General features: G+C 65.0%; 14 protein-coding genes. 8 read left to right on the forward strand and 6 right to left on the reverse strand.

The features are described from left to right. Positions 1-27 precede the first annotated feature (27 nt). Together L6637_RS12640 and L6637_RS12645 are read right to left on the reverse strand one after the other, a co-directional pair. Positions 28-906, reverse strand: coding sequence for a phytanoyl-CoA dioxygenase family protein (locus tag L6637_RS12640; protein WP_237870802.1), 879 nt, complete (start codon positions 904-906; stop codon positions 28-30). 469 nt (positions 907-1,375) lie between these two features. Further along, complete coding sequence (locus L6637_RS12645; RefSeq protein ID WP_237864367.1) at positions 1,376-2,236, reverse strand: LysR family transcriptional regulator; 861 nt, start codon at positions 2,234-2,236, stop codon at positions 1,376-1,378. Positions 2,237-2,345: 109 nt separating this feature from the next. Here L6637_RS12645 and L6637_RS12650 point away from each other — a divergent pair, with 109 nt between their 5' ends. Both L6637_RS12650 and L6637_RS12655 read left to right on the forward strand, forming a co-directional pair. Continuing rightward, entirely contained in the window at positions 2,346-3,254 is a 909-nt protein-coding gene (locus L6637_RS12650) for a DMT family transporter (protein ID WP_237870804.1), read from the forward strand. Between the two features lie 11 nt (positions 3,255-3,265). Then, positions 3,266-4,039, forward strand: coding sequence for an MBL fold metallo-hydrolase (locus L6637_RS12655; protein WP_237870806.1), 774 nt, complete (start codon positions 3,266-3,268; stop codon positions 4,037-4,039). Positions 4,040-4,205: 166 nt separating this feature from the next. Here L6637_RS12655 and L6637_RS12660 read toward each other — a convergent pair whose 3' ends face one another. Then, on the reverse strand, positions 4,206-7,739 hold the full coding sequence (locus L6637_RS12660) for a tetratricopeptide repeat protein (protein ID WP_237870808.1): 3,534 nt from the start codon (positions 7,737-7,739) through the stop codon (positions 4,206-4,208). Between the two features lie 277 nt (positions 7,740-8,016). Between L6637_RS12660 and L6637_RS12665 the strand changes: the two genes are divergently transcribed. Next, positions 8,017-8,193 (forward strand): DUF2934 domain-containing protein, encoded by a 177-nt coding sequence (locus L6637_RS12665; protein WP_237864116.1) that lies wholly within the window; start codon positions 8,017-8,019, stop codon positions 8,191-8,193. 5 nt (positions 8,194-8,198) lie between these two features. Here the strand turns inward: L6637_RS12665 and L6637_RS12670 are convergent, their stop codons facing one another. Then, complete coding sequence (locus L6637_RS12670; RefSeq protein WP_237864115.1) at positions 8,199-8,789, reverse strand: PadR family transcriptional regulator; 591 nt, start codon at positions 8,787-8,789, stop codon at positions 8,199-8,201. A gap of 186 nt (positions 8,790-8,975) precedes the next feature. On the opposite strand from L6637_RS12670, the gene L6637_RS12675 reads away from it, so the two are divergent. Genes L6637_RS12675 through L6637_RS12690 form a run of 4 tightly spaced genes read left to right on the forward strand, consistent with a single transcriptional unit; the run spans position 8,976 to position 14,674 of the window. After that, positions 8,976-9,359, forward strand: a complete 384-nt coding sequence (locus tag L6637_RS12675; RefSeq protein ID WP_237864114.1) for a nuclear transport factor 2 family protein — start codon at positions 8,976-8,978, stop codon at positions 9,357-9,359. A gap of 37 nt (positions 9,360-9,396) precedes the next feature. Next, positions 9,397-11,187: an acyl-CoA dehydrogenase C-terminal domain-containing protein gene (locus L6637_RS12680; RefSeq protein WP_237864113.1), complete on the forward strand. Its 1,791-nt coding sequence runs from the start codon at positions 9,397-9,399 to the stop codon at positions 11,185-11,187. 48 nt (positions 11,188-11,235) lie between these two features. Beyond that, positions 11,236-12,444 (forward strand): acetyl-CoA C-acetyltransferase, encoded by a 1,209-nt coding sequence (locus L6637_RS12685; RefSeq protein ID WP_237864112.1) that lies wholly within the window; start codon positions 11,236-11,238, stop codon positions 12,442-12,444. A 19-nt stretch (positions 12,445-12,463) separates the two neighbouring features. Beyond that, a complete protein-coding gene (locus L6637_RS12690; protein ID WP_237864111.1) occupies positions 12,464-14,674 on the forward strand; it encodes an FAD-dependent oxidoreductase in 2,211 nt (736 codons plus the stop codon). A gap of 53 nt (positions 14,675-14,727) precedes the next feature. Here the strand turns inward: L6637_RS12690 and L6637_RS12695 are convergent, their stop codons facing one another. Then, positions 14,728-15,072 carry a hypothetical protein gene (locus L6637_RS12695; RefSeq protein ID WP_237864110.1) on the reverse strand — a complete coding sequence of 115 codons (345 nt, stop codon included), beginning with the start codon at positions 15,070-15,072 and terminating at the stop codon, positions 14,728-14,730. Between the two features lie 114 nt (positions 15,073-15,186). Then, positions 15,187-15,801, reverse strand: a complete 615-nt coding sequence (gene gstA, locus L6637_RS12700; RefSeq protein ID WP_237864109.1) for a glutathione transferase GstA — start codon at positions 15,799-15,801, stop codon at positions 15,187-15,189. A gap of 126 nt (positions 15,802-15,927) precedes the next feature. Here gstA and L6637_RS12705 point away from each other — a divergent pair, with 126 nt between their 5' ends. Continuing rightward, positions 15,928-16,425, forward strand: coding sequence for a MarR family winged helix-turn-helix transcriptional regulator (locus L6637_RS12705; RefSeq protein ID WP_063197904.1), 498 nt, complete (start codon positions 15,928-15,930; stop codon positions 16,423-16,425). The last annotated feature ends 22 nt before the right edge of the window (positions 16,426-16,447 follow it).

The raw sequence follows: 16,447 nt of genomic DNA on the forward strand, positions 1-16,447 counted from the left end.
AAAAACTACGGCGCGCTCACTGCCTCATCAGTCGTAGCCCACCTGTTCCGGCTTGTCGGTCCAAGGGTCGACGCACGCGCCGGCGTTGGTCGAGACGAGGTGCCGGTGACGGGCGAAATGAACCCGCCACGGGATGTCCGACGGAAGGATCACGAACGACACGACGTCGCGATGTTCGCGCAGCGGGGACGTAGCCTTGTGCAGCACCTTCCCGTTCTCGAACAGGATGCGCGTGCCGGGCGGCCCTTCGATGATTTCCGTGGTCGCGCCGTTCTCCAGGTCGGCCTGGACGCGCTGGATCTGGTTGCGATTGCGGAAGCCCTTGGACCGCAGCTGGTCGGTCAGCGCCTTTTTCTTGAGCCGGAAAGCGCCCGTGTCGTTGGTGACGTCGTCGAGATAGACCATCAGCTTGATCTCGGGACCCGGACAATTGTCCAGATGCCAGAGGAAGCTCGACTGCGGCTTCGTCGGTGTCGGCACGATCCTGTAGAAATAGACGCCGAAAATCTTGAAGTGCGACTGGAAGTAGCTTTCGAGCACATGCTCGAGCTGCGCGTCAAACACATTCATGACCGATGGCAGGCGCTCGATGCCGTCGATCAGTCGGAACGCACCGTCCATCAGCGTGTGGCAATTCGCTGGCTTCGCGAAGAGCTCATCTGTCTGGTGCGCCACGTCGCTGCCGTTGAAGGCCGCGGCCGGCGGCAGGGCGAGATAGCCGTTCTCGCTGAACTCCTTCGCAAGCGCCGCGTCCGACGACCCAATGCCCCTCGGCTTCCAGTGTCTGCGAGCTTCTGCATGGTACAGTGCATAGCGCAGATTGACCGCCATGGGCTGGTTGTTACGAAACAGTTTGTCGCGCACGGCGTGGCGCATGTCATGGGCTGCGAGCTTGAGCGTCCTCACTTGCGTCTCCCAAATGAAATTTGTCGACATGCAATGGACGTCTGGGGATCGGCGGGTTGCGCCGGTGAGCAAATTTTGCTCTGCAACTTAGGGACGAGTCAATTGGCATGTCGTCCCCGCGGCGTGGCCCTGGTGGACCGAGCGGTGGAACTACGGCGCGCTCACCGCTTGAGGATAGGCTAGAGGCTTGCGCGCCTTACCGCCGGCCCGTCGCGCATTTGCTCGGCGATCGCCGCGTGCATGCGGCGTCAAGGTGTTACTGAGGGCCGCGCTCCTCATTTGGGTTACGACTCTCGCGACGCGCACAACTGCGCTCCCTCCCACCTTGTGGGGGAGGGCGGGGGAGAGGGGTAGCCCAGGAAAAGGCCTATCTAAGAGTCGTCGCGTACGAATCGAGAGAGTCCCCGTATGGACCCCTCTCCCTAACCCTCCCCCACAAGGGGGAGGGAACGCACCGACCTCGTGGCGCCTACGCCGCCTTCGCCTGCACGTCCTCGCAGAACTCCGCGAGCCGATCCGCCAGCCGCAGCGTCGCGGAGCTTGCATTCGGCGCGGCCATCAGCGCCACCTCGGTCTTGTTGATCGGCGCGAAGCCGTCCTTCGCCGTCAGGACGCGGTGATCCGATTGAATCGACATCTCGGACAAAATGCTCAGCCCCATGCCGGCAGCGACGGCGGCCTGGATGCCGGCGAGGCTCGACGACATGTAGGACATGTGCCAGGCGCGGCCGGCGCTTTCCAGCGCGTGGATGGCGCCGGCGCGGTAGAGGCAGCCGAGCGGAAACCCGATCAGCGGCACTGACGGCAGGTTGACGTCGACGGGATGGCTTTTGCTGGTGACCCAGTGCACCTCCTCCGGCCACACCGCGATCGCATCCTTGCCGCCGGCCGCGCGCTTGAACAGCGCGAGATCGAGCTCGCCGCGTTCGAGATCGCGGGCGAGGTTCTTGCTCTGGTCGGCGCGCACGTCGAGCCGCAGGTTCGGATGCGAGCGTGCGAACGCGCCCAGCAATTTTGCCAGACGGTACGCCGCGAAATCTTCGGGAATGCCGAGCCGGACTGCGCCGCCGTCGGGCTCGCGCAACACGTCGCGCGCTTCTTCCGCCAGCGCCAGCAATCGCCGCGCATAGGAGAGCAGCCGCTCGCCGGCCTCGGTCGGGCGCACGTCCTTGCCGTCCCGGTGCAGCAGCACCTGGCCGACATCTTCCTCCAGCCGCTTGATCTGCTGGCTGACCGTCGATTGCGTGCGGTGAACGCGCTCGCTGGCGCGGGTGAAGCCGCCGGCCTCGACCACCGAGACGAAGCTGCGCAGAAGCTCCAGATCGAGCATGGATGGCCTCATTCGAAAATCCACTGATTTCGAGTTAATCATTTAATTTCCAAATGGCAAGGGCGGTCCCTAGATCGAGGGCCAGAAGAAAAATATCCGAGAATGCCTCATGTCCCTCGCCACTTCGCTTTCCGCTCCCCGGAGCCGGTTCAACACCCTGCCGCTCGCCATCGGTCTGTTCTGCCTGCTCTGGAGCTATGCCTTCGTCGCCGGCAAGATCGGCGTCACCCATTGCCCGCCGTTGATCCTGCTCGCCGCGCGCTTCTCGCTCGCCGGCATTTTGATCCTCGGTACCACTTCTATCCGCGGCGACTGGTCGTTGTCGTGGCGCGATGCGGTGATCTTCGCCGTGCTCGGGATTGCCAACAACGCGCTCTATCTCGGGCTCGGTTACACCGGCCTGCAATCGGTCTCCGCCGGCCTCGGCGGCCTGATCGTCTCGGCCAATCCGGTGTTCACCGCCGCACTTGCTGCGCTGCTGCTTGGCGAGGGCATGACCTGGCGCAAGGCCAGCGGCCTGTTGCTCGGCATCATCGGCGTCACCCTGATTGTCTGGCACCGGCTCTCGGTCGGCACCGATTCGTTGCACGGCATCCTCTTCACGCTGGCCTCGCTCGCCTCCATCGTCGCCGGCACCATCCTGTTCAAGCTGCTCGCGCCGAAGGGAAGCCTGTGGATTGGCAACGGCGTGCAGAATCTCGCGGCCGGCATCGTGCTGACGCCGGTCGCGCTGACCTTCGCGGATGTCCACGCCATCGATGTCACCCCAAGCCTGATCGGCGCCTTCGCGTTCCTCGTGCTCGGCGGCTCGATCCTCGCTTACTGGCTCTGGTTTCATCTCCTGAAAGTGTGTGGCGCGACCGCGGCCAGTGCCTATCATTTCCTGATGCCGCCGCTCGGCATGCTGTTCGCCTTTATCGTGCTCGGCGAACATGTCGAGGCGCGCGATCTGCTGGGGATCATTCCGGTGGCGCTCGGCATTTACCTGGTGACGCGTCCCGTAAAGCCCGCCGCATAAGAGGAGTTCCCATGCCCGTTTCCATCACCCTGATCGGCGGTCCCACCGCCTTGATAGAGATCGACGGCTTTCGCCTGCTCACCGATCCCACCTTCGATGCGCCCGGCGCTTATCAATTGCCGCATGTGAAGCTGGAGAAGACCGTCGGCCCGGCGATGAAGGCCGATGCGATCGGCCCCATCGATGCCGTGCTGCTCAGCCACGACCAGCATTCGGACAATCTCGACACCTCCGGCCGCGAATTTGTGCTCAAAGCGCCACGCGCGCTGACCACGGAGGCTGGCGCAAAGCGCCTCGGTGGCGATGTCGAAGGCCTCGCGCCCTGGGCGACCGCGCATCTGAAGGACGACGACGGCAACACGCTGACCATCACCGCGACGCCGGCGCGTCACGGTCCTGCCGGCATCGAGCCGCTGTCGGGCGACGTCATCGGTTTCGTGGTGCAGTCGAGCCGCAAGGATACACGTCCCGTCTATATCAGCGGCGACACCACCTGGTTCGACGGCGTCGCCGAAGTCGCGCGCCGCTTCAAATGCGGTGTGGTGATGCCCTTCGCCGGCGCCGCGCAGACTCGCGGCCCGTTCCATCTCACCATGGACACCAACGACACCATCGAAACCGCGCGCGCTTTTCCCGATGCCATGATCGTGCCCGTGCACACCGAAGGCTGGGCGCATTTCCGCCAGAACGGCGAGGATTTGCGCAAGACGTTTGATGTGCTGGGATTCGGACCGCGGCTGAGGCTGCTGGAGCCCGGCGTGCCGACAGTGATCGAGGCGCCGTGATCTTGCTCCGCTGTCATGCCCCGGCTTGACCGGGGTATCCAGTACGCCGGGGCGGTTGTTGTGAGAGCGAGCTATCTGACGAGCGTCTCTGGAATACTGGGTCGCCCGGTCAAGCCGGGCGACGACGAAGGAGAATGCGGGCGCTCTTTGGTTAACTTGTCCGCGCTCAATGCGCCGCTGACGCTGATTTCTTCGTCGCGACCGGCTTCGGCGCGGGCTTTGCGGTTGCTTGCGGGGCGCTGTCCCAGCCGCCGGCGGGCGTCTGGACGTTGACGGCGTCGTCGGGCTGCGGCTCGGCGCTGAAGGTCTGGATCGCGAGCTTGGCGGCGGCGAGCGATTGCGGGTCGAGACGCTTGGCGACGTCGTCGCGCTTGGTCGCCGCGTCCGCGTCGCCCTGCCCGGCGGCGAGGGTGAACCATTTGTAGGATTCGGCCAGGTTCTGCTCCACGCCGATGCCGCGCGCATAGAGGATGCCGAGGTTGAACTGGCTGTCGGCGACACCGCGATCGGCGGCTTTCCGGAACCACTGCGCCGCGCTCTTGTAGTTGGCGCCGCGTCCGCCGCCGTCGGCATCGAGCACCGCGAGATTGTGCATCGCCTTCGCGTTGCCGCGCTCGGCGGCTTGCGTGTAGTAGCGGCGAGCGATGTCGGCGTCCTTCTTCACGCCGAGGCCCTTTTCATAGAGCGTGCCGAGGCGGAAGGTCGCGGGCACCACGCCGGCCTGCGATGCGCGGTCGTACCACTTCGCGGCTTCGTCGTAATTTGCAGGCACGCCCTTGCCCTCGGCAAAGCGCACGCCGATCTCATAGGCCGCCGTCGCATCGCCCTTCATTGCAGCGACGCGCAGGGCGGGACCGGCGATGCCGTCAGGCAGCTTCTCGCTCGGCGGGATCTGGACGACACCGAGCCGCGCACGGCTCGCGCCCGACAGCGCGCCGGTGACGTCGCTGTTCGCCGCAGCCGGCGAGGCTGCCGCAGCGGGCGCGGGAATTTCGACCGAAGCCGTGCTGCCGGAGTTCGCTGGCGCAGCATTGTTCAGGGACTGCTTGCCGATCGGCGTCGGCGAGGTCATCGATGGGGTGACCTGCTCGGGCGCGGCGGGCTTGCTCTCGGCCGGCGGCGGCGCTTGTGGTGCCGGCTGGCTCGTATTTTCCATCGCCTGCGGCGCCGGCGGCGGGCTGCCGCCGTCGAGCAGGTTCATCGCCATCTTGAAAGTGCCGAGCACGATCACGACCACGCTGGCGCCGACCAGCAGCGAGCGGATTTTCGACGTGATGGTCGAGCCGCCTTCCGAACCTGCGGCCTGTGCTTTTCCTTGAGCCTTGTCCTTGGTGCGCGCTGCGATCGCGGCCTTGACGCCGCGGGCGGCCTTCTCGGGCGGCTGCGCGGCGGCAGCTTGCGCGGCGCGGCGCGCGGCTGCGATGAAGCTCGACGACGACACCGGCTCTTTCGGTGCGGCCGGGATTTCGCTGATCGCGCTTTCGGACGCGGCAATGCGCTCGGACGGCGTGGCGGGACGGCCGCTCGGACGCGTGCCGGGTTCGAGCGGATGATCCGGCGGCAGTTCGGGCGCGATCGCGTTGCGCGCCGGCGCCGTGTGCGGCTCGAGGATCTCGCTGATCGCCCGCGGCGGCAAAGGCGGTGTAGCTTGCTGTGCCATCGGCACCGGCGGCGGCGCTGCGGGCGCGGCGGCGTGGAATTCGCGCGGCGCGGCGACGAAGCCGGAATGCGCGTGCTGCTGGGCGGCGGGATTCGGCAGCTCGGGCTTCGGATCGAATTTCGGTTGCGGCGGCTGTGGCTGCCATTGCTCGCGCGCCATCGGCGCCGGCTCGAGCTGAGCCGCCATCGGCATGGGCGCTGGCATGGGCGCAGCCATCGGCATCGGCGCAGGGGCCGGCGGTGCTGATCGCACCGCGCGCAGATCGCCCTCGATCATGGCGAGGCGATCGACGACATGGCCGAGCGTGTTGTGCACGGCCTCCAGCGAATCCTGGGTGCTGCGGTTGGTCTCGGCCTGGCTGAAGCGGATGTCGGAGAGCTCGCGCTTGACGAGATCGACCATGCCGGAATCGGGCGGCGGCGCCGAATTGCGGCTCTCCGCGAGCGCGGAATAGGTCGCCTGCTGGCGCTCAAGATGCCTGAGGATATCGTGCAGTCCGTCCTCGACGCGGCTGAAATTGCCGCCGCGCTGATCCGAGGTGGCCTCGATCCGCTCCAGGAGATAGGAGACGCGCTGCTCGAGATGCGCAAAGGTGGAGGCGGAGTCGTTGCCGACCTGCATGCGGTCGAAACGGTCGGACAGCGCGCGGATCGCGGATTCCAGATGTTCGGTGCTCTCGGCGGGTTGCGGCCGCTCGCGCGTTTCCAGCGCGGCGGTGAGCGCGGCGATGCGCTGCTCCAGCACCGCAAAGCTGTCGCCGCGGTCCGGGGCGCGATTGACCTGGTCGACCTTGGACGACAACAGCTGCACGTCCTCGGAGAGGCGTGCCAGTGCTTCGTTGGAGGCGACGTTGGAGACGATGCCGCGCAGCGCGGAGATCGCGCCTTCGAGCTGGCGCACCGTCGACGGATCGTCATTGGCGCGCAGGATCAGGTCGAGCTTGGCGCCGAGATTGCGGATCGCCTCGTCATATCCGGTGAGCTGCTCGGCCGGGGTCAGCGTGCGCAGCACCTGCTTGATATCGGACAGGGCGCGCTCGATGCCTGACAGCACCTGGCCGTCGGTGCCGTTGGAGCGGGTCTCGTCGATGCGACGGTGCAGCGAGCGGATCTCGTTCTCGATCGATTCGATCGCGCGGCGCGGCATCGCCTCGGTGATGGCGTTGCGGATCTCGGCGAGCTCGGCGCGGAAGCCGTTGATCGCCTGCTCGGTATGGTCGGGACGCTGCAGCGATTCGATCTGGCTCGTGATCTTGAGCAGATGGCGTTCGAGCGAGGAGAAATCCGGGCCTGCCTGCGGTGGCGGCGGAGCATAGGCAGGCGCGGGCGGTGCCATGGGCGCCATCGGAGGCGCGTAGGGAGCCGCGGAGGGTGCGATCGACGGCGCGGCGCGCGGCGGCACCTGCCGCGGTGCGAATCCGTCAAGCTCGCTCTGCCGTGCGGTGATCTCGGCAACGGCGACGTCGAACGACGCCGGGCTCAGCGGAGGCGAGTTGCGATAGACCTGCGCTGCCGCGCGCTCGACCGCATCGGTCTGGCGATGGCGCGTTTCAACGGGGGAGGGCGCAGGAGCCGGGCGCGGCGCCGGAGGCTGCTGCGGCTGCGGTTGCTGGGGCCGCGAGATCTGCGACAGCCGCGCATCGAGCCGCGATATCGCATCGTTGAGCTGGCGCGCTACGCCCTGCTCGCGCGAGACGTCTCTTTCACGAGAAGAGTCCTGTCTCTCACCTTGGCGAGGCGCGGCGGGCTTTGAAATCCGTTCGATCTGCTGGGTGATCGCGTCGAGCCGCTGATGGATGTCGGCGACTTCGCGACTCTCCTGGCTAAATCCTTGGCTCTGCATTTGTGCGGCGCGCGGATCGGGACGCTGTTCCTGGCGCGGCTGCTCGTAAGGCCCGCGAAAGTTCGGCGGGGCAGTCTCGCCGAGCGTGGAGTTCAGCCAATCGTTGAGTGACATGCCGGCACGGCGCGCAGCAGCTTCGGCCCGCTCCCTGACGGATGGATCGATACCGTCAACACTCCACGATACGCGCGAATTCATGACTCTGTCCGGTTCCGACTCCGGCGCCCCACCCGACGCCTCCAGTCTCCCCACGCGTGCCAGTTGCAAAGACAATCGGATTTAGCGCGGGTCGTCTGCCTCGAAGACCGACTTTTTCCTGTTACGGTAAATAACGGGTTAAGGAAGCCGTCGCCGGTGTCTTAAAGTTGGGCGGCCTCGACCTGCTCCGCTGGTTGGATGGGCTCGGAATCTCGCCCTGCCGGGAACTCTCTGGTTGCTGGCAGCTTGGAACTTCAACAACGAAGGATGGCTCAAGATGGCAGGTCTGACCGAGGAAGACGTCCGCAAGCGCGCCTATGAGATCTGGAAAAGTGCCGGCGAGCCCAGCGGGAAAATGGACACCTTCTGGTATGAGGCCGAAAAGGAGCTTCTGGCCGAACGGTCAGCGCAGGGCGAAGTGCCGCCCGGGATGACCGACAATTTGCCGGTCTAGCGGACTCAACCCTTCCCCTCCCGCTTGCCGTCCTCCAGCGGCACCACCGTGCCCTTGCCTGATATCGCGGACAGCGCCTCGAGCGCCTCTTCGCAGAAATCGGCCACCATCTGCTCGTGTCGGGCGCCGAGCTTGAGTAGCAGCAGATTGCCGAGGTCGAGCCGGCCTTCCGCCGTCCCGTCCGGAAAACGCTTCTTCAGGATGCGCTCGTAATTGGCGTGCCGGTCGCGGTGATGCTCCAGCCGGTCCATCAGATCGGTGCGGATCGGCCCGATGTCGATGCTGTCGAGCGCATGCAGCCGGACCAGCAGATCGTCCTTGATCGAGGGCGGCGTGCTCGGCCGCGCGGCCCAGTGCCGCAGCGCTGTTCGGCCTTCCGGAGTGAGCGTATAAATGAGCTTATTGGGCTTGCCAGTCTGCACGACCTCGCGGCCCTGGATGTAGCCGCGGTCGCGCAGCTTGGAGAGCTCGCGGTAAATCTGCTGGTGGTCGGCCTTCCAGAAGAAGCCGATCGAGGAATCGAACGTCTTGGCGAGCTCGTAGCCCGTCATCGGACGTTCCGTCAGGCATGCGAGGATCGCGTCGCCCAGCGCCATGTGACCTGCCTCCCTGTGCCCTTAACCAACCAGCTTGACTTTATGCGCATCGGCGCATATGCGTCAATGTGCATATGAGGTGGGGCTTCAGACCCCCGGACAAGCACCCCCTGCACTCCCTTTGGCGCTACTGTGCATGGGGTTGTTTTCGCGTTTTTGCCAAAGCCCTTTGGGAGGCACCTGACAATGACCGGCCTCGACTCCTGGTACGCCTACATGACGTCTCACGACACCAAGGCGTTGTGGGAGCTGCTCCATCCTGACGCCGTGTTCGAAAGCCCCGTCGTGCACACGCCGCAGCGCGGGCGCGACATCACCTTCAAATATCTCGCCAGCGCCGAGAAGGTGCTGGGCGGTCCCGGCTTCACCTATGTCGGCGAATGGCGAAGCGACAGCGGCGCCGTGCTCGAATTCAAGACCATGATCGACGGCATCGAGATCAACGGCGTCGACATCATCACCTTCGATCGCGAGGGACGCATCACCCACTTCAAGGTGATGGTGCGTCCCCTCAAGGCCATCAACATGCTGCATCGCCTGATGGCGGAGCAACTGGCCGCCCAATCCTAATCAGCATCACCACTTCAAGGCCTGCCGGGAGACCACCATGCCGATCTACAAAGCCCCCGTCGAAGACGTGAACTTCCTGCTCAACGACGTCTTCCAGATCGACCGCTACGACAACCTCGCCGGCTTCTCGGACGCGTCGAGCGACGTGCGCGAAGCGATCCTCGGCGAAGCCGCCAAGCTCGCTGAAGAGGTGCTGCAGCCGCTGAATCGTGTGGGCGATCTCGAAGGCTGCAAGCGCGCGGACGACGGCAGCGTCACCACGCCGAAGGGCTTCAAGGACGCCTTCAAGCAGGTCGCGGAAGGCGGCTGGCTCGGTCTGTCGGCGCCGACTGAATTTGGCGGCCAGGGCCTGCCGGTGACGCTCAGCCAGGCCGTCAACGAATTCCAGATCTCCGCCAACATGGCGTTCTCGATGTATGGCGGCCTCACCATGGGCGCGACCGCCGCGCTGATCGTTCATGGCTCGCCGGAGCAGAAGCAGACCTACGTTCCGAAGATGGTGGCCGGCGAATGGACCGGTACCATGAACCTGACCGAGCCGCATTGCGGCACCGACCTCGGCATGCTCCGTACAAAGGCGGTGCGTCAGGCCGACGGCAGCTTCAAGATCACGGGCACCAAGATCTTCATCTCGGCCGGCGAGCATGACCTCGCTGACAACATCATCCACCTCGTGCTCGCCCGCATCGAGGGCGCGCCCGCCGGCATCAAGGGCGTCTCGCTGTTCGTGGTGCCCAAGTTCCTTGTGAATCCGGATGGCTCAGTCGGTGCCCGCAACGGCGTCGTCTGCGGCTCGATCGAGCACAAGATGGGCATCCACGGCAATTCGACCTGCGTGATGAATTACGATAACGCCACCGGCTGGCTCATCGGCGAAGAGAACAAGGGCATGCAGGGCATGTTCGTGATGATGAACGAGGCTCGCCTCGGCGTCGCCGTTCAGGGCCTCGCGCAGTCCGAGGTCGCCTATCAGAACGCCGTCGCCTACGCGCGCGAGCGCATCCAGGGCCGCGCGCTCACCGGCGTGAAGGCGCCGGACAAGCCGGCCGATCCGATCATCGTGCACCCTGACGTCCGCCGCACGCTGCTCTCGATCCGCGCCTTCAACGAAGCCGCGCGCGCCTTCGTGATGTGGACCGCGCTGAAGAGCGACGTCGCCCATCGCTCCGAGGACCCCAAGGACCGGCAGGCCGCCGACGATCACATGGGCCTGATGACGCCCGTGCTGAAGGGCTTCCTCACCGACTACGGCTTTGCCAACGCGGTGCAGGCGCAGCAGATGTATGGCGGCCACGGCTACATCGCCGAGCAGGGCATGGAACAGTTCGTGCGCGATGCCCGCATTGCCATGATCTATGAAGGCGCGAATGGCATCCAGGCGCTCGATCTCGTCGGCCGCAAGCTGCCGCGCGACGGCGGCCGAGCCATCATGGCCTTCTTCGGCGAGGTCATGGCCTTCGCCAAGGAGAACGGCGGCGACGAGGCGATGAAGCCCTTCATCACGCCACTCTCGACCTCGCTCGGTCATCTGCAGCAGGCCACGACCTGGCTGATGCAGAACGCGATGATGAAGCCTGATAATGCCGGAGCAGCCGCAACCGATTACCTGCATCTCTTCGGCTTCGTCGCGCTCGGCTATATGTGGGCCAAGATGGCGAAGGTGACGCAGGCCAAGATTGCCGAGAGCGGGGCGACGCCCTATCTCTCGACCAAGCTCGTCACCGGCCGCTTCTTCATGGAGCGGATGCTGCCGGAGACCGCGGCCAATCTCGCGCGCATTCAGTCCGGCTGCGCCACCATCATGGAATTGCCGGCGGAAGCGTTCTGAGCCTGCTTCCGCACCAATAGAATTCGAACAACAGATCAGGAGGGCGTCATGCCTGAGGCATTCATCTACGATCACGTTCGCACCCCCCGTGGCCGCGGCAAGGCTGACGGCGCGCTGCACGAAGTCACCGCGCTGGCGCTCGCCACCGTGCCGCTGAAGGCGCTGAAGGACCGCAACAATCTGCCGGAAGATTCGGTCGACGACGTCGTGCTCGGCGTGGTCGATCCGGTCGGCGAGGCCGGCTCCGACATCGCGCGCTTTGCCGCGCTGAAGGCGGGTCTCGGCGAAGCCGTCCCCGGCGTGCAGATCAGCCGCTTCTGCGCCTCCGGTCTCGATGCCGTGAACTTCGCCGCCGCGCAGGTGATGAGCGGCCAGCATGAGCTCGTGATCGGCGGCGGTGCCGAATCGATGAGCCGCGTCGGCATCGGTGCCTCCGGCGGCGCCTGGCCGATGGATCCCTCGATGGCGGTGCCCGCTTACTTCATGCCGCAGGGTGTCTCGGCCGATCTGATCGCCACCAAGTACGGCTTCTCGCGCGACGACGTCGACGCCTATGCCGTGCAGAGCCAGCAGCGTGCGGCTAAGGCCTGGGACGAGGGCCGCTTCAACAAGTCGGTCGTGCCGGTGAAGGACATCAACGGCCTCACTATTCTCGCCAAGGACGAGCACATGCGTCCCTCGACGACGATGCAGTCGCTGGCGCAGCTGCAGCCGTCGTTCACGATGATGGCGCAGATGGGCGGCTTTGACGGCGTCGCGGTGCAGTCGCATCCGGAGATCGAGCGCGTCAATTACGTGCACCATGCCGGCAACTCCTCCGGCATCGTCGACGGCGCCGGCGCCGTGCTGCTCGGCAGCAAGGAGGCAGGTGCGAAATACGGCATGAAGCCGCGCGCCAAAATACGTGCATTCGCAAACATCGGCTCGGAGCCGGCGATGATGCTGACCGGTCCGGTCGACGTCACCGAAAAGCTGTTCGCGCGTTCCGGCATGAAGAAGTCTGATATCGACCTGTTTGAGCTCAACGAGGCTTTTGCCTCGGTCGTGCTGCGCTACATCCAGGCCTTCGACATCGACAACGCAAGAATCAACGTCAATGGCGGCGCCATCGCGCTCGGCCATCCGCTCGGCGCCACCGGTGCAATGATCCTGGGCACCGTGCTCGACGAGCTAGAGCGCACCAACAAGTCCACCGCCCTGGTCACGCTGTGCATCGGCGGCGGCATGGGCACCGCGACCATCATCGAGCGCGTCTAAGGGGTAGGGAGCAACCACCATGTCGTACAAGAACTTCAAGGTTGAGACCGATTCCGACGGCATCGCGCTCGTCACCTGGGACATCCCGGGCCGTTCGATGAACGTGCTCGACGAGACCTCGACCAGCGAGCTCGATGCGATCGTCAAGGAAACCACTGGTGACGCAGCTGTGAAGGGCGTCGTCATTACCTCGGCGAAAGAGGCGTTCTGCGCCGGCGCCGACCTGTCCATGCTCGAGGGCATGAACCAGGCCTACGCAAAGGTCTTTAGGGAGCAGGGCGAGACCGCCGCGAATCAGATGCTGTTCGACCAGAGCCGCCGCTTCTCGCTGGTGCTGCGCTCGATCGAAACCTCAGGCAAGCCGTGGGCCGCCGCAATCAACGGCCTCGCGCTTGGCGGCGGTTTCGAGATCACGCTGTGCTGCCACTATCGCGTGGCGGCCGAGAATCCCAAGACGCGTCTCGGCCTGCCCGAGGTCAAGGTCGGCCTGTTCCCCGGCGCCGGCGGTACGCAGCGCGTGCCGCGCCTGGTGCCGCCGCAGGATGCCATGACGATCCTGCTCAAGGGCGATCCTGTTACGATCGAGAAGGCGAAGCAGCTCAACCTGATCCACGCCATCGTTCCCGCTGCCGATCTCATCAAGGCCGCCAAGGACTGGATCAAGGGTGGCGGCAAGGCCGTGGCGCCCTGGGACGAGAAGGGTTTCAAGCTTCCGGGCGGTCCGGTGTTCTCGAAGGCCGGCATGATGATGTTCCCGGCCGGCAACGCGATCTATCGCCGCGAGACCTACGATAACTATCCGGCCGCGCGCGCGATCATGAGCTGCGTCTATGAGGGCCTGCAGTTGCCGATCGATGCCGCGCTTCGCGTCGAGTCGCGCTACTTCACCTCGGTGCTGCGCTCGAAGGAAGCGGCCGCGATGATCCGCAGCCTGTTCCTGTCGATGCAGGAGCTCAACAAGGGCGCGCGCCGCCCGAAGGACGTGCCCGCAACCAAGGTGAAGAAGATCGCCGTGATCGGCGCCGGCTTCATGGGCGCCAGTGTTGGCTACGTCTCGGCCCGCGCCGGCCTCGACGTCGTCCTGATCGACCGCGACCAGGAGAGCGCCGACAAGGGCAAGGCCCATGCGCAGAAGGTGATCGAGGATCAGATCAAGAAGGGCCGCGCCAAGCCCGATGATGCCGAGAAGCTGCTCGCGCGCATCACGCCGACCGCGGACTATGCCGCGCTGAAGGACGTCGACCTCGTCATCGAGGCCGTGTTCGAGGACCGCAAGGTCAAGGCAGAGACCTTCGCCAAGGCGCAGGAATATCTCAAGCCGGACGTGATCTTTGCGTCGAACACGTCGACGCTGCCGATCACCTCGCTGGCCGAGTCGTTCAAGGACCAGGGCAAGTTCGTCGGCATCCACTTCTTCTCGCCGGTCGAGAAGATGATGCTGGTCGAGATCATCAAAGGCAAGAACACCGGCGATCTCGCGCTCGCGACTGCACTCGATTACGTCCGCCAGATCGGCAAGACGCCGATCGTGGTCAACGATAGCCGCGGCTTCTTCGCCAATCGCTGCGTCGGTCGCTACGTCGCCGAGGGCAACGAGATGTTTCTCGAAGGCGTGCCGCCGGCGATGATCGAGAACTGCGCCAAGATGGCCGGTATGCCGGTCGGCCCGCTCTCGCTCTCGGACGAGGTTGCGCTCGACCTCGGCCTCAAGATCATGAAGGCGACCGAAGCCGATCTCGGCCCGAACGCCATCAACCCCGACCAGAAGAAGCTGATGGTCGAGATGGTCGAGAAGCAGGGCCGCCTCGGCCGCAAGAACAAGAAGGGCTTCTACGACTATCCCGAGGGCAAGGGCCAGAAGAGCCTGTGGCCGGGCCTCTCGGCGCTGCAGCCGAAGCAACTCGACCCCGACACGCTCGACGTCGAGGAGCTGAAGCAGCGCTTCCTCGTGGTGCAGGCGGTGGAAGCCGCGCGCACGGTCGAGGATCACGTCATCACCGATCCGCGCGAAGCGGATGTCGGCTCGATCCTCGGCTTCGGCTTCGCGCCGTTCACCGGTGGCACGCTGTCCTACATCGACTTCATGGGCACGAAAAAGTTTGTCGAGCTATGCCACAAGCTCGAGGCGAAATACGGCTCGCGCTTCGCGCCGCCGAAGCTGCTTGAAGAGATGGCGGCGAAGGGCGAGACCTTCTACGGCCGTTTCGCGCCGAAGAAGGCCGCGGCCTGATCGGCACCGCGACGATAGAGACAACGAAGGCCGGATCCTTGATCCGGCCTTTTCTATTTTCCATCCCCGAACGGCGAGAATGCGCGGCCCGTGACCGCGTCGTCAGCGAGACCGGCCGTCCAGCGGCCTTCGTCGCCGCGGCCAACGCGCACCTCGAAGCGCCAGCCATTCTGGTTGGTGAAGGTGATGTCCGCTCCGCCCTTTGTCTTGGTGTAGCTGCACGGATGTTCGGTCGGCCGGTCCGGAAAGACGATCTTTCCTTCCTTGCTCTCGAACACGGCAGAGGTGATCTGCGGATGGACAATGAAGATGCAATTGCGCTGCGGCGCGACCGGGGTCGACAAGCCGAGCATCGCGAGCGGCGCGCCGGCTGCGGTCATGAGAACGATCATGTTCATGGGAGCAACTGTCTGGTGGCGATGGCCTTTCGACGTCATTGCCCGTGAAAGGGTTCACAACAAAAAGGCCGGATCGTCGATCCGGCCTTTTGCGTTTTCGCAGCCTGTGCGGGCTTACTTCGCCTGCGCCAGCCCTTCCTTGGTCAGCGCTTCCTGCACCTTCGGCCGGGCCGCGACGCGGGCCTTGTAGGCGGTCAGATTCGGCATCGCCGAAAGGTCGAACTTCATGCGGTCGCCCCAGGTCAGCATGGTGAAGAGATAGCCGTCGGCGACCGAGAACTGCTTGCCCATGAGGTAGTCCTTGCCGGCGAGCTGGCTGTCGATGTGCTTCAGCTTGCCCATGACGCGGTCCTTGAAGAACGCCTTGGCGTCGTCATTCAGCGCCGGCGCGAACATCGGGCCGAAGCTCTTGTGCACCTCGGAGGTGAGGAAGTTCAGCCATTCGAGCAGCTTGTAGCGTTCGGAGCTGTCGCGCGCGGGCGCCAGCGCCTTGGCCGGGGCCTTGTCGGCGATCATCTGGACAATGACCGGGCCTTCGGTCACGATCTCACCGTTATCGAGGCCCAGCGCGGGAACCTGACCCTTGGGATTGACCTTCAGGTAGTCTTCACCGTTTTCGAGCTTTTTGGCCCGGATATCGACCTTGACCAGCTCATAGGGCAGGTCGGCCTCCAGAAGCGCGATATGGGGGGACAGCGAGCAGGCGCCGGGCGAGTAATACAGTTTCATGGAATTTCCTCCTCTTGACGCTTGGTTGGGGCGAAAGAACGCCTACATGCATCTGCATCCAATAGTCAAGATTGATGCAGGTGCATCGAGTGGGGTAAGAAGCGGACGACGAGCTTGAGCGGGACCATGAAACGCAAACCATCAACCGAGGCAACCAGTGCCTGGATCCGCCTGATGCGGGTGCAGAGCCGCGTGCTTGACTGCGTGGAGCAGGACCTCAAGAAGGCCGGGTTCCCGCCACTGGCATGGTACGACGCGCTGCTCGAATTGTCGCGCGCGCCGAGCGGAGAGCTGCGGCCGGTGGAGCTCGAGCGGCAAATGCTGATCCCGCAATACTCCACCTCGCGACTGATCGACCGCCTGGTCGACGAGGGCCTCGCCTCCCGGCGTGAATGCAAGATCGACAAGCGCGGCCAGTTCGTCGAGATCACGGAGGCCGGCCGCGAATTGCAGAAGCGGATGTGGGGCGCCTACTCGGCTGCGATCGAGAAATATGTCGGCTCGAAACTGTCCGATGCCGATGCCGTCAAGCTCAGCGGTCTGCTCGACCGGCTCGGGTGCTCGTGCGGCGAGATGAAGCTGCCGCCCGTCGCGAACGTCAACGAAACCTCGCCGTCGCGATGACCGCGCGGCAAACCAGCTCGTC

The sequence above is a fragment of the Bradyrhizobium zhengyangense genome (assembly GCF_022012435.1).
GTDB lineage: Bacteria > Pseudomonadota > Alphaproteobacteria > Rhizobiales > Xanthobacteraceae > Bradyrhizobium > Bradyrhizobium zhengyangense.

Coding starts and splice junctions, on each gene's coding strand:
- L6637_RS12645 (WP_237864367.1), bottom strand. CDS start 2,236: ATGCTCGATCTGGAGCTTCTGCGCAGCTTCGTCTCGGTGGTCGAGGCC.
- L6637_RS12650 (WP_237870804.1), top strand. CDS start 2,346: ATGTCCCTCGCCACTTCGCTTTCCGCTCCCCGGAGCCGGTTCAACACC.
- L6637_RS12655 (WP_237870806.1), top strand. CDS start 3,266: ATGCCCGTTTCCATCACCCTGATCGGCGGTCCCACCGCCTTGATAGAG.
- L6637_RS12660 (WP_237870808.1), bottom strand. CDS start 7,739: ATGAATTCGCGCGTATCGTGGAGTGTTGACGGTATCGATCCATCCGTC.
- L6637_RS12665 (WP_237864116.1), top strand. CDS start 8,017: ATGGCAGGTCTGACCGAGGAAGACGTCCGCAAGCGCGCCTATGAGATC.
- L6637_RS12670 (WP_237864115.1), bottom strand. CDS start 8,789: ATGGCGCTGGGCGACGCGATCCTCGCATGCCTGACGGAACGTCCGATG.
- L6637_RS12675 (WP_237864114.1), top strand. CDS start 8,976: ATGACCGGCCTCGACTCCTGGTACGCCTACATGACGTCTCACGACACC.
- L6637_RS12680 (WP_237864113.1), top strand. CDS start 9,397: ATGCCGATCTACAAAGCCCCCGTCGAAGACGTGAACTTCCTGCTCAAC.
- L6637_RS12685 (WP_237864112.1), top strand. CDS start 11,236: ATGCCTGAGGCATTCATCTACGATCACGTTCGCACCCCCCGTGGCCGC.
- L6637_RS12690 (WP_237864111.1), top strand. CDS start 12,464: ATGTCGTACAAGAACTTCAAGGTTGAGACCGATTCCGACGGCATCGCG.
- L6637_RS12695 (WP_237864110.1), bottom strand. CDS start 15,072: ATGAACATGATCGTTCTCATGACCGCAGCCGGCGCGCCGCTCGCGATG.
- gstA (WP_237864109.1), bottom strand. CDS start 15,801: ATGAAACTGTATTACTCGCCCGGCGCCTGCTCGCTGTCCCCCCATATC.
- L6637_RS12705 (WP_063197904.1), top strand. CDS start 15,928: ATGAAACGCAAACCATCAACCGAGGCAACCAGTGCCTGGATCCGCCTG.